This is a genomic window from Acidovorax sp. 59 (assembly GCF_002754175.1).
Taxonomy (GTDB): Bacteria; Pseudomonadota; Gammaproteobacteria; order Burkholderiales; family Burkholderiaceae_C; genus Acidovorax; species Acidovorax delafieldii.
Map to the genome: position 1 here is coordinate 4400452 of NZ_PEET01000001.1, position 26106 is coordinate 4426557.

Below are 26106 nucleotides of genomic sequence, written 5' to 3' on the forward strand. Positions count from 1 at the left end.
AGCGTGCGCTGACGGCATGGGGTCGGGGTTTTGTGGTCATGGCTTTTCTGAACGAGTGAATCGGTGTCACTGCCCACATCGCAAGCGCCGGGCCAGGGTCGCAGGCCTATCAAATCAACCACTTACACCAGTCATGGTTTTTTTGACCATTCCTTAATGGGGTTTAATTCACCCATTAAAGGTAAATATCACCATGGACGATAGCCCCCTGCTGGCCGACCTAGCCACCGACCTGCCCCAGGCCGTGCGCCTGCAGCGGCTGGCCGACCACCTGCGCACGCGCTTTCAATGCGGCGCCGTGGCCCTGCTGCAGCTGGAAGAAGACCACCTGCGCCCCGTGGCCGTGGAGGGCCTGGTGCGCGAGGCGCTGGGCCGGCGTTTTGCGGTCGGCCAGCACCCCCGGCTCGCGGCCATCCTGGCGCGGCGCGAGGTGACCTGCTTCGACCACGACAGCACCCTGCCCGACCCCTACGACGGCCTGCTCGACACCCTGGTGGGCGAGCCCCTGCCCGTGCACGACTGCATGGGCGTGAGCCTGTGGGTGGACGGCCAGCCCTGGGGTGTGCTGACGCTAGACGCACTGCAGACCGGCACCTTTGGCGCGGCCGCACGTGCCGCGCTGGCCGACTGCAAGGTGCTGGTGGAGGCGGCCGTGCGCATCTCGCGGCTGGAGCGAGAGGTGCAGGCGCTGCGCAGCGCCCCCCACACCCGCAGCGCCGACGACGAGCGCACCACCCGCGCGGGCGATGGCGACATGGAGATCGTAGGCCAGAGCGAACCCTTGCTGCGTCTGCTGCACGAGCTCACGGTGGTGGCGGGCTCGGACCTGCCGGTGCTGTTGCTGGGCGAAACCGGTGTGGGCAAGGAGCTGTTTGCACGCCTGCTGCACCGCCAATCCACGCGCCGCGCCAAGCCGTTGGTGCATGTGAACTGCGCGGCCCTGCCCGAGTCGCTGGCCGAGAGCGAACTCTTCGGCCATGTGCGCGGCGCGTTCTCAGGAGCAGTGACGGACCGCCCCGGGCGCTTTGAGGCGGCCGAGGGCGGCACGCTGTTCCTTGATGAGGTGGGCGAGCTGCCGCTGGCCGTGCAGGCCAAGCTGCTGCGCACGCTGCAGAACGGCGAGATCCAGCGCCTGGGCGCCGACCGCCCGCGCCGTGTGGACGTGCGCGTGATCGCCGCCACCAACCGCAATCTGCGCGAGCAGGTGCGCGACGGTGCATTCCGCGCCGACCTGTACCACCGGCTGTCGGTGTACCCCGTGCCTATCCCGCCGCTACGCGAACGCGGCAACGATGTGCTGCTGCTCGCGGGCCGGTTTCTCGAGCTGAACCGTGCGCGCCTGGGCCTGCGCAGCCTGCGCTTGTCTGCCAGCGCACAGGACGCACTGCGCCGCTACCCTTGGCCCGGCAACATCCGCGAGCTGGAGCATGTGGTCAGCCGCGCCGCCCTCAAGGCCCTGAGCCGCGGCGTGAACCGGGCTGACATCGTGACGCTGGAGCCTGCACTGCTCGACCTGGACGCCGACGCCGCCAGCGTGGCCCATAACCCTCTGGACGCCGGCACTCCCGCAGTGGCCACCACTTCGCCCACCCCCGCCACCGCCGAGGGCCCGCTGCGCGACGCCGTAGATGCCTGCCAGCGGCACACCATCACGCAGGCCCTCGCCCGCCACCATGGCAACTGGGCCCAGGCCGCGCGTGCGCTGGAGGTGGACGCGAGCAACCTGCACAAACTGGCGCGCAGGCTGGGCCTCAAATAGGTAATCAAAATTGATAGCATTCAGCGCATGAATTTCTGGCGCTTGCGGCACTTTTCATTCATTTTCTTGCCCGGCACCCGCCACGGTGCTCCCCCGGCCCGCGTTGCGCCACAATCGGCCCATGCTGACCCTTCAAGACATCCGCGACGCCGCCACCCGCCTGCAAGGCCAGGTGCTGGACACCCCCTGTGTGGAATCCAAGACGCTCTCGCAGATCGTGGGCGCGCAGGTCTTCCTCAAGTTCGAGAACCTGCAGTTCACCGCGTCCTTCAAGGAGCGCGGCGCCTGCAACCGGCTCACGCTGCTGACGGACGAGGAGCGTGCGCGGGGTGTGGTGGCCATGAGCGCCGGCAACCATGCCCAGGGCGTGGCTTACCACGCGCAGCGCCTGGGCCTGCGCGCAGTGATCGTGATGCCGCGCTTCACCCCCGGCGTGAAGGTAGAGCGCACGCGCGGGTTTGGTGCCGAGGTGGTGTTGCATGGCGACACGCTGGAAGAAGCCCGCGCCCACGCCTATGCGCTGGCGGACGCGCAGGGCCTGACCTTTGTGCACCCGTATGACGATGAAGGCGTGGCCGCCGGCCAGGGCACGCTGGGCCTGGAGATGCTGCAGGCCGTACCCGACCTGGACGCCCTGGTGATCGCCGTGGGCGGTGGCGGGCTGATCTCGGGCGTGGCGACGGCGGCCAAGGCGATCAAGCCCGGCATCGAGGTCATTGGTGTGCAGACCGCACGCTTCCCGGCCATGGTCAACGCCGTCAAGGGCACGCACCACCCGCAGGGAACATCCACTATCGCCGAAGGCATTGCCGTGGGCACGCCGGGCAAGATCACGCAAGAGATCGTCAAGCGCCTGGTGGACGACCTGGTGCTGGTGGACGAAGGCGACATCGAGCAGGCGGTGCTGATGCTGCTGGAGATCGAAAAGACCCTGGTCGAAGGCGCAGGCGCCGCCGGCCTGGCGGCGCTGGTGCGCTACCCCGAACGCTTCCAGGGCAAGCGCGTGGGCCTGGTGCTGTGTGGCGGCAACATCGACCCGCTGCTGCTGGCGGCCATCATCGAGCGCGGCATGGTGCGCTCGGGGCGCCTGGCGCGCATCAAGGTCAGCGCACGCGATGTGCCCGGCGTGCTGGCGCGCATCACCGCCACCGTGGCCGACGCGGGCGCCAACATCGAGGAAGTGCACCACCAGCGCGCCTTCACCATGCTGGCCGCGCAGAACGTGGAGATCGAACTGGTGCTGCAAACCCGGGGCAAGCCCCATGTGGATGAGGTGCTGGGACAGCTCCGCACGGCGGGCATGCAGGCCGACCTGATCTGAGAGCCTGTTCATAGAGACCACAGGGTTTTGCCCCTGCACAGGTTCTCGCGGCTAGAATTGCGCAAGTTTTAAGCATCTGGAGCCCACCATGTCTGACCACAACACCTCGCACGCCCCCGCAACACCATCGAACGACCCTGTGGAAAACGTCGTTCACGTGGTCCCCGTGGTGCTGCCGGTGGTGGGCGGCATCATGATGTTCCTGCTGGCATTCATCGCCGTGATGATGGCCTGACCGCTCCGGCAGGCCTCCACCACAGCCCCGCAGTGCGGGGCTTTTTTTCGTCCAGCCCCCACTCCCGCCCTCGTTTGACCTGGAGAACCCCCATGAGACCCGGACACGCACTCGTCCTCTTTTCCGGAGGCCAAGACTCCACCACCTGCCTGGCCTGGGCTCTGGAGAACTTTGCCCATGTCGAAACCATCGGCTTTGACTATGGCCAGCGCCACCATATCGAACTGCAGGCGCGGCAGACGGTGCTGTCATCGCTGCGCGCGCAGTTTCCACAGTGGAACGCCCGGCTGGGCGATGACCACATGCTGGACCTGGCGGTCCTGGGCCACATCAGCGACACGGCGCTGACGAGCGACACCGAGATCCAGATGACCGCCGCCGGCCTGCCCAACACTTTTGTGCCCGGGCGCAACCTGCTGTTCTTCCAGCTGGCGGCCGCCGTGGGCTACCGGCGTGGCCTGCACACCCTGGTGGGCGGCATGTGTGAGACCGACTTTTCGGGCTACCCCGACTGCCGTGACGACACGCTCAAGGCGCTGCAGGTCGCGGTGTCGCTGGGCATGGGACAGCGTTTCACCTTCGATACCCCACTGATGTGGCTGGACAAGGCCGAGACCTGGGAACTGGCCCGGTCGCTGGGCGGGCAGGCGCTGGTCGATCTGATCGTGAACGATTCGCACACCTGCTACCACGGCGTGCGCGACACGCTGCATGCCTGGGGTTATGGCTGCGGCACCTGCCCGGCCTGCGCGCTGCGCAAAAGCGGCTATGAGCGCTGGAGCGGTGCCACGACCGCCTAGCCCCAGAGCCCAGGGATATGGGGCTAGAATCATGCATAAACCTATGTTATTTTTGCATGGTTTTGACCCCTGTCTGACAGACAAACCGGCGGCAGATTCATAAAATTGACATCCCAGCCGACCCGCGGAATCCGTGGAACTAGCCTCCACCCGTGGGGCTGACACACGCTCCCGCCCGCCGACTGAGCACGAAAGCCGTTTTTTCAAAGGCAGCGCTCAGCACCGCAACTGCGCCAGGCCTCGCCGTGACCCGCCCGGTCCGCTTCCTTTGAAAAAACGTTTTTTCAACTTAGGAAGCTCCCCGATGAACGCACCCACGATGCAGGGCCTGAATCTCAACGCCCCCGCTTACGTCAAAAACGCCCGGCTGCTCGCCTGGGTGGCCGACATGGCCGCCCTGTGCAAACCCGACAGCATCTACTGGTGCGATGGCTCCAAGGAAGAGTACGACCGCCTGTGCCAGCAGCTGGTCGATGCCGGCACCTTCAAGAAGCTGAACCCCGCCAAGCGCCCCGGCAGCTTCCTGGCCTGGTCCGATCCATCGGACGTGGCCCGTGTGGAAGACCGCACCTACATTTGCTCGGCCGCCAAGGAAGACGCCGGCCCCACTAACAACTGGATGGCTCCCGCTGAAATGCGCGCCACGCTGCAGCCACTGTTTGACGGCTGCATGAAGGGCCGCACCATGTACGTGGTGCCGTTCAGCATGGGCCCACTGGGCAGCCACATCGCCCACATCGGCGTGGAGCTGACCGACAGCGCCTACGTGGCCGTGAACCAGCGCCTGATGACCCGCATGGGCAAGGCCGTGTACGACGTGCTGGGTGTGGAAGGCGAGTTCGTGCCTTGCATGCACACCGTGGGCGCGCCCCTGGCCGAAGGCGAGAAGGACACGACCAGCTGGCCTTGCAACCCCAAGGTCAAGTACATCGTGCACTACCCCGAAACGCGCGAGATCTGGTCCTATGGCTCGGGCTACGGCGGCAACGCGCTGCTGGGCAAGAAGTGCCTGGCCCTGCGCATCGCGTCCACCATGGGCCGCGACCAAGGCTGGCTGGCCGAACACATGCTCATCCTGGGCGTGACCAACCCCCAAGGCAAGAAATACCACGTGGCAGCAGCCTTCCCCAGCGCCTGCGGCAAGACCAACTTCTCGATGCTGGTGCCGCCCGAGGCGGGCTTTGCTGGCTGGAAGGTCACCACCATCGGTGACGATATCGCCTGGATCAAGCCCCATGCCGACGGCAAGATGTACGCCATCAACCCCGAGGCAGGTTACTTTGGCGTGGCCCCCGGCACCAACATGCACACCAACCCCAACTGCATGCGCAGCTTGGACAAGGACGTGATCTTCACCAACGTGGCCCTGACGGACGACGGCGACGTGTGGTGGGAAGGCATGGAAAAGGACACCGGCAAGCTGCCCGACCACCTGATCGACTGGCAAGGCAAGGACTGGACGCCCCAGATCGCCAAGGAAACTGGCGCCAAGGCCGCCCACCCCAACTCGCGCTTCACGGTGGCTTCCACCAACAACCCCGCACTGGACGCCCAGTGGGATGACGCCAATGGCGTGGCCATCGATGCCTTCATCTTCGGCGGCCGTCGCTCGACCACGGTGCCCCTGGTGACCGAAGCCCGTAGCTGGACCGAAGGTGTGTACATGGCTGCCACCATGGGCTCCGAGACCACTGCCGCTGCGTTTGGCGCCCAGGGCGTGGTGCGCCGCGATCCGTTTGCCATGCTGCCGTTCTGCGGCTACAACATGAGCGACTACTTCCAGCACTGGCTCAACATGGAAGGCAAGATTACCGCCACCGGCAAGGCGCTGCCCAAGGTGTTCTGCGTGAACTGGTTCCGCAAGGACGAGGCCGGCAAGTTCGTCTGGCCCGGTTATGGCGACAACATGCGCGTACTCAAGTGGATGATTGACCGCATCGAAGGCCAGGCCCAAGGCCAGGAAACCATGTTCGGCGTGGCCCCGCAGTACGCAGAGATCAACTGGACGGGCCTGGACTTCAGCGCCCACAAGTTTGACGCCGTGACCAGCATCGACAAGGCGGCCTGGGCCGAAGAGTTCAAGCTGCACGATGCACACTTCGAACAGCTGGCCTACCACCTGCCAAAGGCGCTGCTCGATACCAAGGCGCAACTGCAAAAGCGTTTGGCAGCCTGACGCTGCGACATTCAGTCAAGGAAGCTGACCATTCAAAGCCGTCCCGCCCTTGCGGGGCGGCTTTTTTTCGTGCGGACACTGCAAGAACAGACTGCACGCGGGGCGCAACGGGGCATAAAAAAAGCCGTGGCGTTGGCCACGGCTTTGAATGGGAGTCTCTGCGCAGCGTGCGCCGCGCAAAATGCTTCAGTAGTACTTGCGGATGCTGTTCACAGTGGGAATGCCCATGGCATGGTTCAGTTCAGCCATGATCCGTGGGTCCTTCAGGGCGACTTGCCAGGTGCGCTGATCTTCAGCAGCGCGGCGACGGCTTTCAGCCCATGCCAGCGCAGTGCCGCGCAGCGCAACACCGGCGCGGCGGGCGGGGCTGGTCAGGAGCGCCAGGGCCGCAAAGGCCACGAGCCACAGCACCATCCAGGCAGCCAGCAGGTGGCCTTCGGTCCAGGTGTCGATGACTTGGTTGGCCACCACCAGCAGCGCGGAGACCACGGCGGCCAACAGCAGGGAGGCTGCGCCACGCGCGCCGTCAAAATGGGCGGCAGCGCTCTTCAGAGCGGCGGCTGCGTTTTCGGCCCGGACAACGCCGGGGTGTTCGGTGGGGTACTCAACGTGTGCAAAGGCGGTCATTTCGGTTTCCCTTTTCTAACGCTTGTGGCGAGATTGCCGGGCGATGGGGTGATATTAGGGTTTACCCTTTGCATGTTCAAGTTTATATTTTGAATCATTGATATTCATATCAGTGATGAATATGCTCTCGGGTGACCATGACTCCCCTGAACTTCCGCTCCCTGGACCTGAACCTGCTGCGCGTCTTTGACGAGGTGATGGCCGAGCGCAGCCTCACCCGGGCCGCGCACAAGCTGTCTATCACCCAGCCGGCCGTCAGCAATGCCATGCGGCGCCTGCGCGATGTGGTGGGCGATGAACTGGTGGTGCGCAGCGGCCAGGGGGTGGAGCCCACGCCACGTGCGCTGGCCCTGTGGCCGCCCGTGCGCGAGGCCCTGGCCCATTTGCAGGAGTCCCTGGCGCCGGGGCACTTTGACCCGGCAACGGCGGAGTCCACCTTTGTGCTGGCGATGGCCGATGCCACGGCGGCGACGCTGGTGCCGGCCCTGGTGGAGATCATCGAGCGCGAAGCCCCCGGCATCTCCATCCGCGTGCTGCCGCTGACCACGCGCGACCCCCGGCGTCTGCTCGAAGAAGAGGCGGCCGACATGGCTGTGGGTTACTTTCCAGCGGCACTGGCCGACCTCACCGCGCGGGCGCAATCAGGCGGCGTGGTCGCCTTTGAAAGCCGCCGGCTGTACGACGGCGAATACGTGTGCGTGATGCGCCAGGGCCACCCTCTGGCCGACGCGCCCCTGACGCTGGACACATACTGTGCAGCGCGGCACATGCTGGTGAGTTTTTCGGGCCGGCCCTTTGGTTTCATCGACGAAGCCCTGGCGTCGCTGGGCCGCGAGCGCAAGGTGGTGATCACGGTCAACCAATTCTTCACGGCCGGTCGGGTGGTGTCGGGCTCGGACCTGCTGACCGTGCTGCCGCGCCACTTTGTGCCAGTGACCGGCATCGCCGACGCCTTGGTGCAACGGGCTTTGCCGCTGGACGTGCCCGCCGTGCACGTGGATGCCCTGTGGCGCCGGCGCGGCCCCCAGCAGGCTGCAATGACCTGGCTGCTGCAGGCGCTTGCACGGTCAGCACGGCGCACCTTTCCGGGGCAGGACCTGCACGGCACGCCTTAGACTGCACGGCTGATGAATATCCAGCTTTTGTCCGACCTCCATCTGGAGGCACACCCCTACTTTGTGCCCGAGCCCGCCCTTGGCGCGGATGTGCTGGTGCTGGCGGGGGACGTGGGCTCCTACCAGCAGGGCTCTCAACTGGACGACGACGACTTCGGCCTAGCCCGGTTTTCGCCGTTGTCCCAATATGCAGGCTGGCCGACCCCCGTGCTGTTTGTGCCCGGCAACCATGAGTACGACGCCCAGGACTTCGATGCCGCGCACCTGCGGCTGCGCCGGACCTGCGACCGCCTGGGCATTGCGTGGCTCGAACGTGAAACCCTGGTGCTGCAAGGCGTGCGCTTTGTCGGCACGACGCTCTGGAGCGATTTCGACGCGCTGGCCGACCACGAAGGCACCACCGACCTCACGCGCCGGCTCAAGCTGCGCGACAAGGCTTTTCGCGCGGCCAACTTCTACCTGCGCAAGACCGGTGGCACGCGCCACGCGGAGCCGTTTCTGGCCGAACCCATGCGCGATCAGGCGCTGGTCTGCCAGCAGTGGCTGCGCGATGCGCTGCAGCAGCCATTTGACGGTGCCACCGTGGTTGTCACCCACTTTGCGCCCAGCCTGCGCAGCGCCGACCCCCGCTACGGCCTGGTGCCTGGCACGGCGGGGTTTTGCAACGCGCTGGACGACCTGCTGATGTACACCCCGCTGTGGCTGCACGGCCACCTGCATGCGCCCAGCGACTACACCGCCCAGGGCACGCACAGCGATGGCTCCGCCTGGCAGTGCCGGGTGGTGGCCAACCCGCTGGGTTATGCGCGCAAGGGCGAGCAGATAGCGTTTCAGCCGCGCTGCATGGTCACCGTATGATCGGTGCGCGGTTCGTACGAATCCGCCACGCGCCGAACAGAACAACATGACCCAGGTCAAGACAACAGGCACCCGCGCAGAGTAGTCTGCTTCATCCTTTTTCGGAGAACACCATGAACATCCTGCTTGCTGTCGATGGCAGCGCCTACACCAAGAAAATGCTGGCCTACCTGGCCACCCACGAAGAACTGCTGGGCGGCACCCACACCTACACCGTGCTGACGGTGCAGGCCCCGCTGCCTCCCCGTGCACGCGCCGCGCTGGGCAAGGAAGTGGTCGACAACTACCACGCTGAAGAAGCCGAAAAAATCCTCGCCCCGGTGTGCAAGTTCCTGGGCCGCCACGGGGTGGATGCCAAGCGCAGCGTCAAGGTCGGCGCGGTGGGCGAGACCATTGCCAAGGTGGCAGACACCGGCAAGTTCGACCTGCTGGTCATGGGCTCGCACGGCCATGGCGCCATCGCCACGCTGGTGATGGGCTCGGTGACCACCCAGGTGCTGGCCCACAGCAAGGTGCCGCTGCTGATCGTTCGCTGAACGCACAGGTCCACAGCGCACAACGGCGCAACGCCCACCCCAAAGCCCTGCCTTGCAGGGCTTTTTTTCATCTCGTTACGACTAAAGGGTTACTGAATAACCAATCAGTTTACTTTCGTACCAAATGGTTATACATTCGCGCCACGCCCATCTTGGCGTGTCATTTCCATCGAAACCGAGAGGAACGACCCATGAAGAAGACCCTGATTGCACTCGCTTTGACCGCTGGCGCCACCTTCAGCGCCATGGCGCAAGACATCGTCGATACCGCCGTGAAGGCGGGCAACTTCAAGACCCTGGTAGCCGCCGTGCAGGCCGCCGGTCTGGTGGACACCCTCAAGGGCCCCGGCCCGTTCACAGTGTTTGCCCCCACCGACGAAGCGTTCGCCAAGATCCCCAAGGCCACGCTGGACGGCCTGCTGGCTGACAAGGCCGCACTAACCAAGGTGCTGACTTACCACGTGGTGCCCGGCAAGGTCATGGCCAAGGATGTGAAGGCGGGCAAGGTCAAGACCGTGCAAGGCCAGGAACTCACCGTCACCACCAACATGGGCGTGATGGTCGACCAGTCCAAGGTCATCGCCGCCGACGTGGCCGCCAGCAACGGCGTGATCCATGCGATCGACACGGTGCTGATGCCCAAGTAAGCCACTGGCACCACCGCTCTTTTCACCCACCATCCATTCACGAGGAGAAGCCGCCATGAACACCGTATTCAATCGCCGCACCGTCCTGATGGCCGCCGCGCTGGGCGCCAGCACCACCCTGTTGCAGGCCTGCGGGGGCAGCGACGACGAACCCCAGCGCAACATCGTCGAGCTGGCGCAAAACACCCCCGAGCTGAGCATCCTGGTCGAAGCCGTGGTCGCAGCAGGCCTGGCGCCCACGCTGAGCACAGGCACGCTCACCGTGTTCGCGCCCACCAACGCGGCGTTTGCGGCGTTGCTGACCGAACTGGGCGTGACCAAGGAAGCGCTGCTGGCCAACAAGCCCCTGCTGACCGCCGTGCTGACCTACCACGTGCTGGGCAGCAAGGTGATGCGGGCTGATGTGCCTCTGGGCAAGGCGATCACGCCGGTGTCGGGCGGCTTCTTCAAGATCGAGTCGAACAACGGCCTGAAGATCACCGACGGCCGCAACCGCGTGAGCACCATCACCAGCACCGACATCCAGGCCAGCAACGGCGTGGTGCATCTGGTGGACAAGGTGCTGCTGCCCGCCGACAAGGACATTGTGGCCACGGCCTCGGCCCTGCCGGACTTCAGCATCCTCGTCGAGGCCGTAGTGGCCGCGGGCCTGGTGAGCACACTGCAAGGCGCGGGCCCTTTCACTGTGTTTGCCCCCACCAACGCCGCGTTTGCTGCGCTGCTGACCGAGCTGGGCGTGACCAAGGACGCGCTGCTGGCCAACAAGACCCTGCTGACCCAGGTGCTGACCTACCACGTGGTGCCCGCGCGCGTGCTCAAGGCCGAAGTGCCCGTCAATACCGCCATCACCACCGTGCAGGGCCAGACCTTCACCATCAACGCCAGCTTGGTGATCACCGACCAGAACATGCGCACCAGCAGCATTGTGGCCACCGACGTGTTCACCAGCAATGGAGTGATCCACGTGGTGGACAAGGTGATCCTGCCCAAGTGACAGGACCGCAGGTGCTGCCTGGCCCCACCGGCGCAGCACCCACACAGCAAAAAGCCCGGCGTGCCGGGCTTTTTGCTGTGTGGCCTATGAAGCCGCCCGGCTCAACGCGCCGCCAGGCCGTCAAAACAGGTGCGCACCACCAGGTCCACGATTTCGGCGTCCGAGTACTGCCCGCCTTCCTTGAGGAAGCTCACCACCGGGTCGCACGCACGCGCATACAGGGTGTACAGCACGACCAGCGGTGGCAGCGTGGGGCTGATCACCCCCTGGGCCTGGGCCTGGGTGATCCATTCGCCGATCTGGTCGCTCACGGCCACCAGTCCGTTCAGGTAGTCCTTGTTGGCCATGAGCACCGCACGCAGCGTGGAGTTGCGGCTGGGCAGCAGGGGCATCTCGTTGGTCAGCAGCCGCTCCAGCGACCAGCGCACCAGCGCATGCAGCTTTTCCAGCGGCGGCATGTCGGCCGGCAACCCTGCCAGATAAGCCTGTACGCGCCCCAGGATCTGCACCATGGCGGCGCTGCACAGCTCTTCCTTGCTGCAGAAATGCTTGTACAGGCTGGCCTTGGCGATACCGACGGCGTTGGCCACGTCGTCCATGGTCATGGCGTCGAAGGCTTTTTCGCCCAGCAGGCGGCAGGCGGACTGGAGGATGGCATCCTCGCGGGCCTGATGCATCTGCTCCTTGAAAGAGACTTTGGGTTGCGGCGTTTGCATGGCATCCATTTTATACATTGCAGTAAAAAAATAAATGACTAAGTTGCAATGCAACTACGTCGTTCACGTTTTTGACAGCACAAACCGTGCCTTGCGCCCCGCATGTGGCGAACAGCAAGGCCGTGTCAGGACACCAGCGCCTGGGCCGCGGCGCCTGTCAGCGCTGCCGACAATGCATCCAGCAGCTCGGACTCCAGGTTCCAGCAATGCCAATAGAGCTGGATCGGCAGTGAGCGGCCTGGGGCCAGGTCCACCATGCTGCCGTCGGCCAGCGCCTGCCGCGCCATCAGCTCGGGCATCACCCCCACGGCCCAGCCAGCGGCCACCGCACGCATCTGCGCCTCGGAGCCCGGCACAAACAGGTGGTTGAGCGCCACGCGCTTGAGCCCGAACGCACGGGCCACAAACTCGGCCGCCATGTCGTCCTTGCGGTTGAACGACAGAAACGACACGTCGCGGAAGTTGTGGGGCGTCAGCCCCTGCGGCAGGTACTGCTGCGCGTAACTGGCCGACGCCACAGCCACATAGGGCATGGCCCCGAGCGGCACCATCTTGCAACCGCGCAGCGCCTGCTTGAGCGTGGTCACACAGCCCAGCACCTGGCCCGAGCGCAGCCATTCCTGCGTGAAGTCCTGGTCGTCCACGATGATTTCGAGCGGCAGGCGCTGGCGCACGAGGTCGTGCAGCGCGCCCATGGCCCAGGTGGCAATGCTGTCGGCGTTGATGGCAATCGAGATGCGCTCGTCTTCGCGCGAGCCCCCCGGCGCGCTGGGCGCCAGCTCCTGCAGGTCGCGCTCCAGGTCGGCGCGCAACAGGCGCATCTGCTTGGTGTGCTTGAGCAGCAGCTGCCCGGCCGACGTGGGCCGCAGCGGGCGGCTGCGCACGATGAGCACCGAGCCCACCTGCGCCTCCAGCGCGCGCAGGCGCTGCGAGACGGCCGACTGCGTGACGTTCAGGCGCTGCGCGGCGCGCTCGAAGCCGCCCTCTTCGACGATGGCGGCAAGGCATTCCAGGGCGGCGGGATCGTAGGTGCTCATGGTCTCGGGCTCGAACAAAAGAGGGTTGTCTCCGCAGCGCTATTCATTAGGTGCGCTGATGTTTTTGGAGTAAGTTTAATTTTGCTTTTAGTTGAATGCAATGTCGCGCACACTGCGCCCCATCGTGTCCCGCACTGGGGCGTGTGGCACGCAAAGGCTCACAAGGCATTCCGCATATGAAAACCATTGTTCTCGGCGCCGGCATCATCGGCATCAGCACGGCGTGGCACCTGCTGGAACGCGGTCACGAAGTCATCGTGATCGACCGCCAGCCCGATGCCGCGCTCGAAACCAGTTTTGCCAATGCGGCACAGATCTCGGTGAGCTACTGCGAGCCCTGGGCCAACCGCGAGGCGCCGCTCAAGGCGCTCAAGTGGATGTTCGACAAGGAAGCGCCGCTGCTGTTTCGCCCGCAGATGGACTGGCAGCAATGGCGCTGGGGCCTGCAGTTCCTGGCACAGTGCAACGACGCGGCGTTCGAGCGCAATGTGCAGCAGATTGTGGCGCTGGGCGCCTACAGCCATGCGGCGCTGAAGGACCTGGTGAAAACCACGGGCATCGAATACAACCGGCTCGAACGCGGCATTGCCCACTTCTACACCGACCAGAAATCCTTCGACGCCGCAGGCCATGCGGTCGAACTGATGCGCAAGCACGGCGTACAGCGCCGCCTGGTGAGCCGCGATGAGCTGCTGCAGATCGAACCGGCCTTCAAGGCCTATGGCGACAAGATCACCGGCGGCACCTACACCAGCACTGACGAGAGCGGCGATGCACGGGTCTTCACCCAGGAACTGGCCCGCCGCTGCGCAGCGCGCGGCGTGCAGTTCCTGTACGGCCACGATGTGCGGCGGCTGAACAAGATTGGTAATGCTATTGATTCAGTAGCAGTCATGCCAAATTCCACTAGCGCAAGCGGCAAAAAAGACTTCATATTGAAGGCGGACGCCATCGTGGTGGCCTGCGGCTCGTACAGCGCACCGCTGCTGCGCAGCGTGGGCGTGGACCTGCCGATCTACCCCGGCAAGGGCTACAGCGCGACCTTCCCGCTGCTCAAGCCCGAGGGTGCGCCCATGGTCTCCACCATCGACGACGGCAAGAAGATCGCCATGAGCCGTCTGGGCAACTTCCTGCGCGTGGCGGGCACAATCGAGCTCAACGGCTGGGACCTGACACTCGACAGCTCCCTGGCCCGCGCGCGCTGCCACATGCTCTCGCGCCGCATCGAGGCCATCCTGCCCGGCGTGTGCGACACCCGCACGCCCGAGGAAGGCGGCAACCCGCAGTACTGGACCGGCCTGCGCCCCGCCACGCCCACCAACATCCCGTTCATCGGTCGCACCCGCGTGGGCAAGCTCTGGGTCAACGCGGGCCACGGCACGCTGGGCTGGACGCACGGAGCGGGCTCGGGCAAGGCCCTGGCCGAGCTGATCAGCGGCGAGCAGCCCGCGATGAACTTTGGTTTTCTGGGTGCCGAAGCCGTGCGCGCGCCGCGCGCTGTGGTCCCGGCCTGAGGGACGGCGCCCACCCTGCGCCTGCAGACACGGGCCGGTGCCGCTACGATGCCGGCCATGTCTGCACCCCATTACCTCTTCCTCACCACCTCCACCCGCGAACCCGGCCACCTCGGCAACACCGAATGGCTGGCGCGGCAGGCCGCCGCCGCCCTGCCTGCGGGCACGGAGCAAACCTGGCACCACCTCGCACGCATGCAGTTGCCGCCCTTTGTGGACCAGCGCCACACCACCGGCACCTACGCACCGCCTGAGGGCGACATGAAAACCCTTCTGGACGCCACGCTGGCCGCCAGCCACATTGTTTGGGTGGCGCCGGTGTACTGGTACAGCATCCCCTCGCCGCTCAAAACCTACCTCGACCACTGGAGCGCCTGGATGCGTGTGCCAGGCGTGGACTTCAAGGACGCCATGGGCCGCAAGACGCTGTCGCTCATCACCACCAGCGGCGACCGCACCAAGGCCCAGCCCATGATCGATTCGGTGGCGCTGTGTGCGCAGTTCCTGTCCATGACCTGGGGCGGTGCGCTGTGGGGCAAGGGCGGCCTCCCGGGCTCCGTGCAGGCCGATGCGCAGGCGGTGGAGGCGGCCAGCCGCTTCCTGGTCACACCCGCGGCAGGCTGATCTGAGAGCCTGTGGACGATCTCGCAGGGGATCGTCAACGAGCTCTCAGCGGTCCAGCGAAGCACGCTGGGCCACTATGCCCAGCCATTCATGCAGCGCCAGGCTGCTGTCGGACAGGGCCGAGGCGCGGGGCAGCACGCGATAGAGCTTGCGTGACTGCCCCCCTTTGAAGCCCATGGGCGCAGGCAGCACCTGCAGCCCGGCGTGTTCAAAGTCCTTCGCCGCCCGAACCATGTGCCAGCCGTGGGTGACAAGCGCAATGCGCTCGATGCCCGAGGCCTTGAGCAGCACAGCCGATTTTTCGGCGTTGTTGCGGGTGTCGAGGGACTCCACTTCGGTCCAGCGCACGCGGCCCTTGAACTCCCGCTCCACCACGTCCTTCATCACCAGGGCCTCGGCCCGTGTGCCGCCCGTGGAGCCCCCCGTGGCCAGAATGGGCAGGCCGGTCTGCTGCTGCAGGTAGGCGGCATAGCGAACCCGCTCGCGTGCGCCCCGGCTGAGCACGTCCACCCCGTATTCGGGCGCCACGGTGTCGGCGCCGCCACCCAGCACCACGATGGCCTGCACCTTCGCCTCGGGCAACTGGCGCGGCGTGACGGCGGGGTAGCGCTCGAGGCTGCGCACCAGCGCGTCCGACACCGGCGGCCAGGACAACACCAGCACCGACAACAGCGACAGCACCACCAGCGTGTTGCCAGTGCGACGGTGGTACCGCGCCAGCCACAGACCAAACAGCGCCAGCACGATGCTGGACACCGGCGGCAACAGCAGCGCAGACAGAATTTTCTTGAGGGCAAACAACATGGAGAAAGAGGGCAGCGTTCATGCCCGGGCGCGGCGGCCGGGCGAGCCAAGATCAAATGGGTCAGTGCAGCGTGCGCCGGTGGGCCAGAAAATCGAGCAGCGCAGCGTCAAACCCCTCGGGGTCTTCCAGCTGGGGCCAATGCCCCACATGCGGCAGCAGCACCGTCTGCGCATCGGGCAACACCTGGGCCAGCGCCTGCAAGGCTGCGGGGGGCGTGCACCGATCCTGATCACCGCCCACCAGCAGCACCGGCATGGCCAGGTGCGCCAGCGCGGCAGCGCCCCGGTCAAACGTGGGCAGGGCCTCCAGGGCGCGGCGGTAAGCGCCCGGGAACACCTGGCCCAGCGCATGGCCCGCCAGCCGCACGCCTTCGGGCAGGGCGCCGGTGCCGATGCACTGCGGCACCAGGGTCTGGGCCAGTTGCTCCATGCTGCCGCCCGCATCCAGGGCCTTGAGGGCCTGCTCGCGCGGTGCCACCCAGTCTTTCACGGCCTGGGCATCCAGCGCCGGGCCGCCTGCGCACAGCACCATGCGGCGTACCTTGGACGCATCGCGCACCGCAGCCTCCAGCGCCACCATGGCGCCCATGCCGTGGCCGACCAGCGTGACGGGACCACAACGCAGCGCGTCGATCAGCGCCAGACAGCTTTGTGCCAGTGCCTTGAAGGTGTAGGGCTCCACGGGCGCGCTGCGGCCATAACCTGGCATGTCCCAGGCCACGGCCCGGTAGCCCGAGGTGGCCAGGGTCTCCACCTGGGGCGCAAAGGTAAGGTGGTCGCCGTCGGCATCGTGCAGCATGAGCACGGTGGGGCCGGAGCCGAGGGTGGTGAAGGTAGGGAGCAGTGCAGCCATGCGGTGAAAAGCAGAAGTAAACCCCGCAACAGCGCAGCGGAGGGTGGCGCCTGATAATAGGTCCTGTCGCTTGCCCCCACGCCGCCACCGCTGGCGCCGCTTTTGTGAACCCATCGCTCCCCCGCCCCGCCCTCGCCCTGCCACCGAGCTTTTCGACCCGCGAATTCCGCAATGCGCTGGGCATGTTCGCCACGGGCGTGACCATCGTGACCGCCCGCAATGCCGCGGGTGAACTGGTGGGGCTCACGGCCAGCTCGTTCAATTCGGTGTCGCTGGAGCCCCCGCTGGTGCTGTGGAGCCTGTCGCACGGCGCCAGCACCATGCCAGCGTTTGCCAACGGCTCGCACTACGCCATCCATGTACTGGCAGCGGACCAAAAAGACCTGGCCGAACGGTTTGCCACCCGCGGCATTGACCGCTGGGCCGGCCTGGAGCACCGCCCCGGCATCAGCGGCGCGCCGCTGCTGGCCGGTGCCGCTGCCACGTTCGAATGCTTCAACCGCAGCCAGTACAAGGAGGGTGACCACACCATCTTCGTGGGCGAGGTGGAGCGCTGCGAGCACCGCGAGGGCGCGTCGCCCCTGCTGTACCACGGCGGCAAGTTCTACACCGAGCACCCGCTGTGACGGCGCCCTTCATCGTCGTACGCCACGTGAACGTCGGCTCCGCCCGGCGGCTGAAGGTGGGCGAGCGGTCGGTGCTCACCGCCATCGGCAAAACATCCGTCACCGACCCCGTGGCGGTGGGCCCACTGGGGCTGGCGGGTGACGAGCAGGCCGACCTGAGCGTGCACGGCGGTCTGGCCAAGGCGGTGTATGCCTACCCCGCAGCGCACTATGCGTTCTGGCAGGCCCAACGCCGCGAGCGGGGCGTGAGCCTGTTCGACGAGGCGCTGCCACCAGGCTTCATGGGCGAGAACCTCACCATTGACGGACCGCTGGAGCATGAGGTGTTTGTGGGCGATGAGTGGCATTTCCCGGACTGCGTGCTGCGCGTGACGGCCCCCCGCGAGCCCTGCTTCAAGTTCAATGCCGTGATGGGTTTTGCCCAGGCCGGCCGCGCCATGGCGGTGGCGGGCTGCTGCGGCTACTACCTGGCGGTGGACCGGCCCGGCACCATCGCCGCCGGGCAGACCGCCACGCTGGTCGCGGGGCAACGCGGGCTGAGCATTGCCCAGGCATTTGCGGGCAAGTTCGCCAAGCACGCACGCTGACCCGGCTGCGGCAGCATTCGCGCGCCGCACTCCACCCAGGTTATTCCGTGGTCACCAGCTGGCGCGCCTGCGCCTGCAGCTGTGGGAACACCTTGCCTACCAGCTGCAGCTGCGCCGCCATGAGGCTGTGCGCGCTGGGCGCTGCCGGTACCGTGCCCCACTCGCGCAGCACCTGGGCCACTGCCGGGGCGCTGTGGGACTTGCGCACCCGGCCTGACTGCTGCGCGCGCTCCAGCTCCAGCGCCAGTTGCTGCAGGGACGCCAGCAGGCTTTGCGCCAGTTCACGCGTAGCCTCGTCCATGGGCTGGGCCGCCGCACCACCGCGCTGGGCACCCAGGGCCGAAAGGTAGTTGAGCTGGGTGTGCGACAGGCACAGGAAATGCCCCACCACCTCGGCGTTGCCACGTACATGCAAGGGCTCCTTGAGCATGGCGCTGTACGAGTTGGACAGTGCGGCATCCGCATTGTGGGCATTGCGCCGGGCCAGGCGGTAGGCCAGGTGGTCGCACTTGCCGCCCTGGTACTGCGCCAGGATCTCCCGCAGGTACAACGCCTGGGTCTGCAGCACCTGGGCGGCCAGCCGGGGCCAGTGGCGCGACTGCCACGACGGCAGCACCAGCCATGAGGCGACGGCGGCGATCACGCAGCCGACCACGGTGTCGAGCAGGCGCGCGGAGATCACGCCGCTGGCCGCGCCCATCTGGTGAAAGCTGAGCAGCAACAAGGTGGTGACAGCCGCCGTAGCCAGGGTATAGCGGGTGTGCCGCGCCCCAAAAAACACCGCGCCCCCCAGCACCAGCAAGGCGGCCTGCACCAGCTCGCCCGGAAACAGCTGGATCACCGCCCACCCCAGCGCAAGCCCCATGGCAGTGCCCTTGGCGCGCTCCATCAGCCGCGTCTGCGTGGCCGCGTACTGCGGCTGGCTCACGAACACGATGGTCAGCAAGATCCAGTACCCGTGCGGATCGGCCGTGGCCTGCATGAGGGCAAAGCCCACCATGAGGGACAGGCTCAGCCGCAGGCTGTGGCGCAGCCAGGGAGACTGCAGCTGCCAATGCGATCGCAGGCGTGCCCAGGCATCGCGCAGGCTGCGGGGCTCGCGGTCAAACAGTGCGTGGTCCACCGCCACTTCGGCGTTGCCAGCTGGCAGCGCCAGCGCACCGGCAAACACCCCGGCCAGCGCGGTCAGGTTGTCGGCCAACGCATGCAGTGACCGCGACGCCCGGGACTGGGCGGGAAGGGACGCGGCACCGGCGGGCTGCGCCTGGGACTGCAGGTGCGCCACGGCGGCCTGCATGTCCTCAATGGCACGGGCCGTCACGCCCCAGTGCTGGGGCACCGACTGCGCCTCGATGGCCACCGACAGCTTGAGCGCCTGTTCGCCCAGCAGCGTGAGCACGCGCTGGCAGCGGTACAGCACGTCGCTGTGAAAAAACGACTGGGCGAGCAGGTCGTAATGCTCGTGGGACGAACTCACGCGCTCATGCACGTCCTGCGCCGCCAGGTACTGGTGCATGGCCGTTTGCAGCCACAGCGGGGGGGCGCTCGCAGCCATGCGGCTGATCAGGCTCTCCTTGGTGGCGTTGAGGGCGTCCACCACGCGGCCGTTGTGCAGTGCCAGCGCCATGCGGCGGCGCTCCAGATCCACATCCCGCACCGGCTCCAGCAACAGCGCCTTCAGGCGCAGGTATTCGCCCAGCATGGCGTACAGCTTGGCCAGGCGGTAGCGCACCGGTGCACGCGGCAGCACGGCATGCCACAGCACCGACACCACGCCGTACCAGGCCGCACCCGCCAGCATGCGGGGGATGGCGTCACCCGCACCCGCACGGCTGCTGTGGGCGGCCAGCCCCGCATAGATGAACAGGATGAGCGAACCAAAGGCAATGGCGCGGTAGCGCTCGCTCAGCGCCCCCAGCATGGTGATGCCGAAGGCCAGCAGCGCCATCACCCCCATCAGCACCCAGGGCCAGGACACCGCCGCCCAGACTGCCCCCGCCATAAGGCCAAAACACGCCAGCGCCAGGCACTGCGCCCGCAGGCGTGCGCGCCAGCTGTCGTCGGTTTCGGTGAGCGCGCTGGCGATCACGCCCAGCAGCACCGGCATCAACTCGGCCTGCCAGTCGGCCCACCAGCCATAGGCCAGCACGGCGGCCAAGGCCACCAAGGCACGCGCGCCGCGCGTGACGCCTTCGTGGTTGCGTGCACGCTGCCAGCTGAGTTTCCAGGTTGTGTCCACAGGAGCCTTGTTGCCGTGAAATTAGGGATTACCCTAGTACATCTAGCAATTGTCAGGCCAAATCAGGCCACGCCGGCCCAAAAAGAAACCCTGCCGCGCAGGGTTGCGGGGCAGGGTCTGGGGCGCGATACCGGGGCACGATGGGAGTGCGTAGCCCGGTGGCGGTGGCTGCCTATCGCACGGTATCGGGCAGCTCGATCTTGACTTCCAGCACTTCCAGGTTGTCCTGGCGCTCCAGGTGCACCTTGAGGTCGTCGGGGTTGATCTTGACGTACTTGGAGATCACCGCCACCAGCTCGCGCTGCAGCGCGGGCAGGTAGTCGGGCTCGGACGCATTGCGGCCGTTGCGCTCGTGCGCCAGGATGATCTGCAGCCGCTCCTTGGCAACGCTGGCGGTTTTTTTCTTCTCGCCGAGCAGGAAGGACAGAAAAGAAGCCATGGCTATTTGCTCCCGAACAGGCGTTTGAAGAAGCCGGGCTTTTCGGCGTCAATGAAACGCAGCGGCTTGTCCTGCCCCAGGAAGCGGTCGATCACGTCCTTGTACGCCTCGGACACGTCGGTGCCTTGGGCATGGATGGCGGGCGTGCCCTGGTTGGACGACTGCAACACCACTTCCGACTCGGGAATCACGCCGATCAGTTTGATGCGCAGGATGTCCTGGATGTCTTCCAGGCTCAGCATCTGGCCGTCCTGCACTCGGCTGGGGTTGTAGCGCGTGATGAGCAGGTGTTCCTTGATGGGCTCGCCGCCGTCAATCGCACGCTTGGTCTTGCTGCCCAGCATGCCCAGGATACGGTCGGAGTCGCGCACCGAAGACACCTCGGGGTTGGTCACCAGCAGCGCCTCGTCGGCGAAGTGCATGGCCATCAGGGCGCCGCTTTCAATGCCGGCAGGCGAGTCGCAGACGATGTATTCAAAGTCCATCGCGGCCAGGTCCTTGAGGACCTTCTCGACGCCATCTTGCGTGAGCGCATCCTTGTCGCGTGTCTGGCTGGCGGCCAGCACAAACAGGTTGTCGCACTGCTTGTCCTTGATGAGCGCCTGGTTCAGGTTGGCCTCCCCATGGATGACGTTGATGAGGTCGTACACCACGCGGCGTTCGCAGCCCATGATGAGGTCCAGGTTGCGCAGGCCGACGTCAAAGTCGATCACGGCGGTCTTGTGGCCGCGCAGGGCGAGGCCGGTGGCAAAGCTGGCGCTGGTGGTGGTCTTGCCCACGCCACCTTTGCCGGAGGTCACGACGACGATTTTGGCCATGTGTTGCTGATTCTCTGTGGGGTTGGTACGAATGGGGAATGAAGGGGTCAGGCCAGCGGCTCGATGAGGAGCTTCTCGCCTTCCAGCCGCACCTGGGCCGGCTTGCCGCGCACATCGGCAGGCAGCTCGGTCTCGGTGGTGCGGTAAATGCCTGCAATGGAGACCAGTTGCGGCTCCAGGCAGGTCGAAAAGATGCGGGCTTCCGTGTTGCCCCGCGCACCGGCAATTGCGCGGCCACGCAGCGGGGCATAAACGTGGATGTTGCCGTCGGCAATCACCTCGGCGCCAAAGCTCACCACGGCCATCACCACCAGATCGGCGCCGCGCGCATAGACCTGCTGGCCAGAGCGCAAGGGCTTGTCCACCACCACGGTGCCGGGGCCGGGCATGGGCACTTCACGTACCACTTCCACCTCGACTTCGCGGATCACCTCACGCACCACCTCCTGCACCGGCGCTGGCGCCTCGGCACGCGCGGGAGGCGCGTCGGGTGCTGCGGCCAGGCCCGCGGCGCGCGCAGCCTCCATCTGGGCAGTGCTGCCGCCGCGCACGGCCACGGGCAGGGTGTTGTGCTGGCGCAGCGCGGCTGCGATGGCAGCAAAGTCGATGGGTGCTTCGGCCTCACGCACGGGCGCCAGGTCGATCAATACGGGGTCGTTGTCAAAAAATCCCGGGGCGTCGGCCACGCGCTCGGCCAGGTCGGCTACGAACTGGGCGGCGTCGGTGGTCTTGAGCAACACCGCCACCACTGGCAGCGAGGCGCTCTTGAGGTCAAAGCTGGAGCGGGACTGCGCCGCCGTCGTAAGGGCCATGAGGGGGGATAGGAAAAAGGAGCGCGGTAACCTGTTTCAGAAGGCGCAAAGTGTACCGTGGGCCTGTGTAAGCGTCCGTATGCGCTTTTTCGGCATTCACAGCGGACTGCAAGAAGGACAACGGATGCACCCAGGCGACCGGCAGACCCACCGCGCCCTTTGATAATGCGCCGATGCCTTCCGCCCGCAAAACACACATCGACGCCCTGGCTATCTCCCTGCTGCTCGCCTGCTGCATGTTCTGGGGGTTCCAGCAGGTGCTGGTCAAGGCCACAGTGGCTGAGGTGGCGCCCGTGTTCCAGGCCTTTGTGCGCTTTGCGCTGGCCACGGTCGCGGTAGCGGTCTGGTGCTTGTGGCGTGGTGTAGGCCTTTCCGGCGCGGGCGAGCCCGCCGGGGCCACCCGTGCCGGACTGCTGGCGGGGGCGTTGTTTGCCGGCGAGTTTGCGTGCATCTATCTGGGCCTGCAGTACACCACCGCCTCGCGGCTCACGGTGTTTTTGTATGCATCGCCCTTCTGGGTGGCACTGCTGCTGCCGCGTTTCATCCCCGGTGAGCGCCTGCAGGGCTGGCAGTGGCTGGGCCTGGCGGCGGCATTTGTGGGCGTGGGGCTGGCGCTGGGCGACGGGCTGCTGGGCCATGCCAGCATGGCGCTGCCCAAAGGCTGGCTGGGCGATTTGCTAGGACTGGCCGCAGGCCTGATGTGGGCACTGACCACGGTGGTGATCCGCACCACGCCCCTGGCACGCGTGGCGCCTGCCAAGCAGCTTTTCTATCAAGTGGCGGTGAGCACGGCGGTATTGCCAGTGCTATCGCTGGGCCTGGGCGAGGCGTGGGTCTGGCAGTTCAGCGGCTTTGCCTGGGGATCGCTGCTGGTGCAGGCGCTGGTGGGTGCGTTTGTGAGCTACCTCGCCTGGATGTGGATGCTGGCGCACTACCCGGCGACCAAGATCTCGGTGTTTGTGTTCCTCACGCCGGTGTTTGCGCTGCTGTTTGGCGCGCTGTGGCTGGGTGAGCCCGTGACGCCCGGGCTGGTGGCAGCGCTGGTGCTGGTGGCGGCAGGCATCGTGCTGGTGAATCGGCGGCCTGTGGTCGCGTAGTACCCGTAGCAAAAGAGATTGCATAAAAACATCGCCTAACGCCTGATCAAAAAGCACTAGCAGCTGCAATTTTGATAGCAACTCGTGTGCTGGCGGGTATCGTCAGCCAACCCGACTCAGTGCATACCGCGTATCCAGCAACACCTGAATGCGCGCACCCAGCGCGGCGCCTTCATCGTCCTCCAGCCGTGTGAACTGCTGGGTCCAAGCCTCAGACTGCGCAAAATTCGGGAACCGGGGCGGTTCGCCCCACAGCCAGTCCGGGTGGGTGGCCCGGGGGCTTCGGCCGAACAGGTGCAGGTGCATCTTGCGGTGCAGTGCGGGGGTTTTCGGCCCCTGGGGGTGGGCAAGCGGGTTCAGCGCGTTGTTGCTCGCCTCCCAATAGTTCAGGCAGCCACCGGCGAGCTGCGGCAAGGTGTCGAGCATTGCCCGGCCCGTTGCGGCCACCAGGCATGACCAATGTGCCAGCTCTTCGGGCGTCAGCTCGCTGCGTTCCCAGACGGGGCGCGGCGGGTGGACCAGCACATGCCCGCCATCGCTGCGGTGGTTCATGGGCCGCGCGGGCAGGTCGACCGTGCCACCGGCACAGCGGATCAATGTGGTGTGGATGTTCACGGGGACTTCTCCAAAACGGAAGGTTGTAAAAAGGGGGCGATGGCCGATCGGCGCCTCATCCCTCGCTGCGCGGCACCCAGCAGGCGATGGCCGTGGCCGACAGCAGCAAGGCTGCGACGCCATACACCCAGGCGGACGGCGCAATGGGCAGCAGCACACCCGCCAGCACCGGGCCTGTACCAGCGCCCAGGTCTCGCCACACAGACCGGGTGGCCAGGGCCTGGATGCGCCCCGGCCCCGGTGTGCGGCGCGCGACCAGCGGCGGCAACAGCGGCAGCAGCAGGGCCCGCAAAATCACGATGGCCAGTGCGCTGGTCCACAGCCACCCCAGGCCAAAACCCACCAGGGCCAGCGACGTGAGCACCGCAAAACCCACGAGCAGCACTTCGGCGCCATAGCGCTCGGCCAGGTCGCCACCCACCACACTCAGCGCGATCTCGGCCAGATAGCGGACCGACAGCAGCATCCCCGCCACAACCACCGGATGGCCCGACAGCACATCGCGGCCCAGGTACGACAGGCCGATGATGAACAGGCCGTCCAGCACCAACCCCTCAACGAACGAAAAGCGGTCCAGGCGACCCGGCAACCTGTCCCAGCGCTTTGGCGGTGGCGGCAGAGCATGCGGCTGGGCGGGCAAATGCCGCGTGGCCAGCAAGGCGCACAACGCGACGGCGGCAAACACCAAGAAGATCGCCCGGGGCTCCCACCACAGCGCGCAGACACCCCCGGCGGGCAGGGCCAGCATGGGCCCCAGCGCTGCAAAGGCGCGCGACTGCCCGGCACGGCGCGCAGCGCCCACAGGCTCGGCCGTGGCCAGCGCCTGCGTCGCGAGGTTGAGCGCCGCAAAGGCCAGGCCCCACAGCAGCCGCAGGCCCAACAACGCGATGAAGCCGCTGAGGGTGGCGTACCCCAGCGCACACATGGCGGCGGCCAGCACGGCCAGCGAGCAGGTGAGACGCTCGCCATGGCGGGCATAGAACCGCGCCACCGCCCCGTAGCCCGCAATGCGAACGAGGCGGTTTGCGGCCAGCAGAATGCCCGCCTCGAACAGGGTGACGCCAAACGCCGGGGCAAACATCGGCAGCAGCAGGTAGAGCACCGTGTCCCCAGGCAGTGCAAGGCCCAGCGCCAAGGCGGCGCGGCGCGAGTGGTGGTCTGAGGCCAAGGTGTTGTCTGAAGGCTGTGGCATGGCCCGCATGGTGCGCGGCAGTGCCGGGCGCGACAAACGATATTGCTGCGTGCCATGCGTGACAAAATTGCACGCATGCCACCCCGCCTGCCCCCGCTGAACGCCGTCCGCGCCTTTGTGGCGGCGGCGCGGCACCAGAGCTTTACCCACGCCGCGCTGGAGCTGCACGTCACCCACAGCGCCATCAGTCGCCAGATCAAGGCGCTGGAGGCCCACCTCGGCGTGGACCTGTTCGAGCGCAAGACGCGGCAGGTGCTGCTCACGGCGGCAGGGCATCAGTTTCACGCGCAGGTCGGGCCTGCACTCGCGCAGATCGGCGCCGCCGCCCAGTCGCTGCGGGGCGATGCCGGGCTGCGCAGCGTCAAGATCAACGTACGGCCCAGCTTTGCGGTGCGGTGGCTGATCCCCCGGCTGCCGGGTTTTGTGGCCCAGCATCCGGACATTGAGCCCCAGGTCATCACCAGCACGCTGGCGCCAGACCATGCCACCGAGACCTTCGACCTGGCCCTGCGGCGCGGCCCACGCGGTTGGCCGCCGGGCATGCAGGTGCAGCCGTTTCTGGAGGACGAGGCGCTGGTGGTGGGCGCGCCTGCCCTGTTCGCCCAGCGCCCGGTGGCGCAGCCCGAGGCGCTGTCGGCCCATGTGCTGCTGCTGTCCAAATCGCGCAGCAAGGACTGGGAAAGCTGGAAGAAGCTGGTGAACGCGCCAAGGCTCCAGCCCGCCAGCTGCCTGCAGTTTGACCACCTGCACTTTGTGCTGCAGGCAGCCGTGGATGGGCTGGGTTTTGCGGTGGCCCCGGTGTCGTTGATCACCCACGACCTGGCCTCGGGGCGGCTGGTATCGCCGCTGCCCAGCTTGCGGCTGCCGCTCACGCGCCACTACCTGGGCATGGCGCCGGACCCGTCACCGGAGACGCTGCGTTTTGTGCAGTGGCTCCAGGACGAGATCAGCGCCTGAGCGGGAGACCGGGCAGGGCACACAGAGCCCCACGTGCTCGGCTTGCCCGCTTTTTGCACAAATCGGGCGGTAGCGCTAGTGAATCATGTGCCAGCAGCTATATTTTCA

At 66.4% G+C, this 26106-nt stretch carries 27 protein-coding genes; 16 read left to right on the forward strand and 11 right to left on the reverse strand.

What is annotated here, in order from left to right; genetic code table 11:
* Positions 1-193 precede the first annotated feature (193 nt).
* From norR to CLU87_RS20150, 5 genes are all read left to right on the forward strand, one after another.
* Entirely contained in the window at positions 194-1759 is a 1566-nt protein-coding gene (norR, locus tag CLU87_RS20135; RefSeq protein ID WP_099731582.1) for a nitric oxide reductase transcriptional regulator NorR, read from the forward strand.
* Positions 1760-1880: 121 nt separating this feature from the next.
* Positions 1881-3080, forward strand: coding sequence for a threonine ammonia-lyase (locus tag CLU87_RS20140; protein ID WP_099731583.1), 1200 nt, complete (start codon positions 1881-1883; stop codon positions 3078-3080).
* 88 nt (positions 3081-3168) lie between these two features.
* A complete protein-coding gene (locus tag CLU87_RS23375) occupies positions 3169-3315 on the forward strand; it encodes a hypothetical protein (protein ID WP_165836532.1) in 147 nt (48 codons plus the stop codon).
* Positions 3316-3407: 92 nt separating this feature from the next.
* Complete coding sequence (gene queC, locus CLU87_RS20145; protein ID WP_099731584.1) at positions 3408-4115, forward strand: 7-cyano-7-deazaguanine synthase QueC; 708 nt, start codon at positions 3408-3410, stop codon at positions 4113-4115.
* Between the two features lie 304 nt (positions 4116-4419).
* Complete coding sequence (locus tag CLU87_RS20150) at positions 4420-6291, forward strand: phosphoenolpyruvate carboxykinase (GTP) (RefSeq protein ID WP_099731585.1); 1872 nt, start codon at positions 4420-4422, stop codon at positions 6289-6291.
* A gap of 186 nt (positions 6292-6477) precedes the next feature.
* Here the strand turns inward: CLU87_RS20150 and CLU87_RS20155 are convergent, their stop codons facing one another.
* On the reverse strand, positions 6478-6918 hold the full coding sequence (locus CLU87_RS20155) for a hypothetical protein (protein WP_056057089.1): 441 nt from the start codon (positions 6916-6918) through the stop codon (positions 6478-6480).
* A gap of 137 nt (positions 6919-7055) precedes the next feature.
* Here CLU87_RS20155 and CLU87_RS20160 point away from each other — a divergent pair, with 137 nt between their 5' ends.
* The 5 genes from CLU87_RS20160 (at position 7056) to CLU87_RS20180 (ending at position 11068) form a co-directional block, all read left to right on the forward strand.
* Positions 7056-8033, forward strand: coding sequence for a LysR family transcriptional regulator (locus tag CLU87_RS20160; RefSeq protein ID WP_015012001.1), 978 nt, complete (start codon positions 7056-7058; stop codon positions 8031-8033).
* 12 nt (positions 8034-8045) lie between these two features.
* Complete coding sequence (locus CLU87_RS20165; RefSeq protein WP_099731586.1) at positions 8046-8891, forward strand: metallophosphoesterase; 846 nt, start codon at positions 8046-8048, stop codon at positions 8889-8891.
* 113 nt (positions 8892-9004) lie between these two features.
* Complete coding sequence (locus tag CLU87_RS20170) at positions 9005-9427, forward strand: universal stress protein (RefSeq protein WP_015011999.1); 423 nt, start codon at positions 9005-9007, stop codon at positions 9425-9427.
* A gap of 191 nt (positions 9428-9618) precedes the next feature.
* Positions 9619-10074 (forward strand): fasciclin domain-containing protein, encoded by a 456-nt coding sequence (locus tag CLU87_RS20175; protein ID WP_056057084.1) that lies wholly within the window; start codon positions 9619-9621, stop codon positions 10072-10074.
* A 55-nt stretch (positions 10075-10129) separates the two neighbouring features.
* Positions 10130-11068, forward strand: coding sequence for a fasciclin domain-containing protein (locus tag CLU87_RS20180; protein ID WP_099731587.1), 939 nt, complete (start codon positions 10130-10132; stop codon positions 11066-11068).
* Between the two features lie 101 nt (positions 11069-11169).
* Here CLU87_RS20180 and CLU87_RS20185 read toward each other — a convergent pair whose 3' ends face one another.
* On the reverse strand, positions 11170-11793 hold the full coding sequence (locus CLU87_RS20185; protein ID WP_082522288.1) for a TetR/AcrR family transcriptional regulator: 624 nt from the start codon (positions 11791-11793) through the stop codon (positions 11170-11172).
* Between the two features lie 116 nt (positions 11794-11909).
* Positions 11910-12821 (reverse strand): LysR family transcriptional regulator ArgP, encoded by a 912-nt coding sequence (locus tag CLU87_RS20190; protein ID WP_056057711.1) that lies wholly within the window; start codon positions 12819-12821, stop codon positions 11910-11912.
* Positions 12822-12997: 176 nt separating this feature from the next.
* Here CLU87_RS20190 and CLU87_RS20195 point away from each other — a divergent pair, with 176 nt between their 5' ends.
* Both CLU87_RS20195 and CLU87_RS20200 read left to right on the forward strand, forming a co-directional pair.
* Positions 12998-14335 carry a D-amino acid dehydrogenase gene (locus CLU87_RS20195; protein ID WP_099731588.1) on the forward strand — a complete coding sequence of 446 codons (1338 nt, stop codon included), beginning with the start codon at positions 12998-13000 and terminating at the stop codon, positions 14333-14335.
* A 48-nt stretch (positions 14336-14383) separates the two neighbouring features.
* Positions 14384-14959 carry a flavodoxin family protein gene (locus tag CLU87_RS20200; RefSeq protein WP_099731589.1) on the forward strand — a complete coding sequence of 192 codons (576 nt, stop codon included), beginning with the start codon at positions 14384-14386 and terminating at the stop codon, positions 14957-14959.
* A gap of 45 nt (positions 14960-15004) precedes the next feature.
* Here the strand turns inward: CLU87_RS20200 and CLU87_RS20205 are convergent, their stop codons facing one another.
* Together CLU87_RS20205 and CLU87_RS20210 are read right to left on the reverse strand one after the other, a co-directional pair.
* Entirely contained in the window at positions 15005-15763 is a 759-nt protein-coding gene (locus CLU87_RS20205) for a YdcF family protein (RefSeq protein WP_056057075.1), read from the reverse strand.
* Positions 15764-15824: 61 nt separating this feature from the next.
* Entirely contained in the window at positions 15825-16616 is a 792-nt protein-coding gene (locus CLU87_RS20210) for an alpha/beta fold hydrolase (protein ID WP_099731590.1), read from the reverse strand.
* Positions 16617-16720: 104 nt separating this feature from the next.
* Between CLU87_RS20210 and CLU87_RS20215 the strand changes: the two genes are divergently transcribed.
* Positions 16721-17242, forward strand: coding sequence for a flavin reductase family protein (locus CLU87_RS20215; protein ID WP_015011990.1), 522 nt, complete (start codon positions 16721-16723; stop codon positions 17240-17242).
* Positions 17239-17829, forward strand: coding sequence for an MOSC domain-containing protein (locus CLU87_RS20220; RefSeq protein WP_099731591.1), 591 nt, complete (start codon positions 17239-17241; stop codon positions 17827-17829). Before CLU87_RS20215 ends, CLU87_RS20220 begins: the two co-directional genes overlap by 4 nt.
* Before the next feature lie 40 nt (positions 17830-17869).
* On the opposite strand, the gene yccS is transcribed toward CLU87_RS20220, so the two are convergent.
* From yccS to minC, 4 genes are all read right to left on the reverse strand, one after another.
* Positions 17870-20068 (reverse strand): YccS family putative transporter, encoded by a 2199-nt coding sequence (gene yccS / locus CLU87_RS20225; protein WP_099731592.1) that lies wholly within the window; start codon positions 20066-20068, stop codon positions 17870-17872.
* A 172-nt stretch (positions 20069-20240) separates the two neighbouring features.
* Positions 20241-20507 (reverse strand): cell division topological specificity factor MinE, encoded by a 267-nt coding sequence (minE, locus tag CLU87_RS20230; protein WP_015011987.1) that lies wholly within the window; start codon positions 20505-20507, stop codon positions 20241-20243.
* A gap of 2 nt (positions 20508-20509) precedes the next feature.
* Complete coding sequence (gene minD / locus CLU87_RS20235; protein ID WP_099731593.1) at positions 20510-21325, reverse strand: septum site-determining protein MinD; 816 nt, start codon at positions 21323-21325, stop codon at positions 20510-20512.
* A 47-nt stretch (positions 21326-21372) separates the two neighbouring features.
* Positions 21373-22137, reverse strand: coding sequence for a septum site-determining protein MinC (minC, locus tag CLU87_RS20240; protein ID WP_056057065.1), 765 nt, complete (start codon positions 22135-22137; stop codon positions 21373-21375).
* A gap of 173 nt (positions 22138-22310) precedes the next feature.
* Between minC and CLU87_RS20245 the strand changes: the two genes are divergently transcribed.
* A complete protein-coding gene (locus tag CLU87_RS20245) occupies positions 22311-23234 on the forward strand; it encodes a DMT family transporter (protein ID WP_099731594.1) in 924 nt (307 codons plus the stop codon).
* A 102-nt stretch (positions 23235-23336) separates the two neighbouring features.
* On the opposite strand, the gene CLU87_RS23280 is transcribed toward CLU87_RS20245, so the two are convergent.
* On the reverse strand, positions 23337-23849 hold the full coding sequence (locus CLU87_RS23280) for a hypothetical protein (RefSeq protein WP_158236090.1): 513 nt from the start codon (positions 23847-23849) through the stop codon (positions 23337-23339).
* A 55-nt stretch (positions 23850-23904) separates the two neighbouring features.
* Positions 23905-25050 carry an MFS transporter gene (locus tag CLU87_RS20250; RefSeq protein ID WP_369804344.1) on the reverse strand — a complete coding sequence of 382 codons (1146 nt, stop codon included), beginning with the start codon at positions 25048-25050 and terminating at the stop codon, positions 23905-23907.
* A 66-nt stretch (positions 25051-25116) separates the two neighbouring features.
* On the opposite strand from CLU87_RS20250, the gene CLU87_RS20255 reads away from it, so the two are divergent.
* On the forward strand, positions 25117-25998 hold the full coding sequence (locus CLU87_RS20255; protein WP_099732269.1) for a LysR substrate-binding domain-containing protein: 882 nt from the start codon (positions 25117-25119) through the stop codon (positions 25996-25998).
* Positions 25999-26106 lie beyond the last annotated feature (108 nt).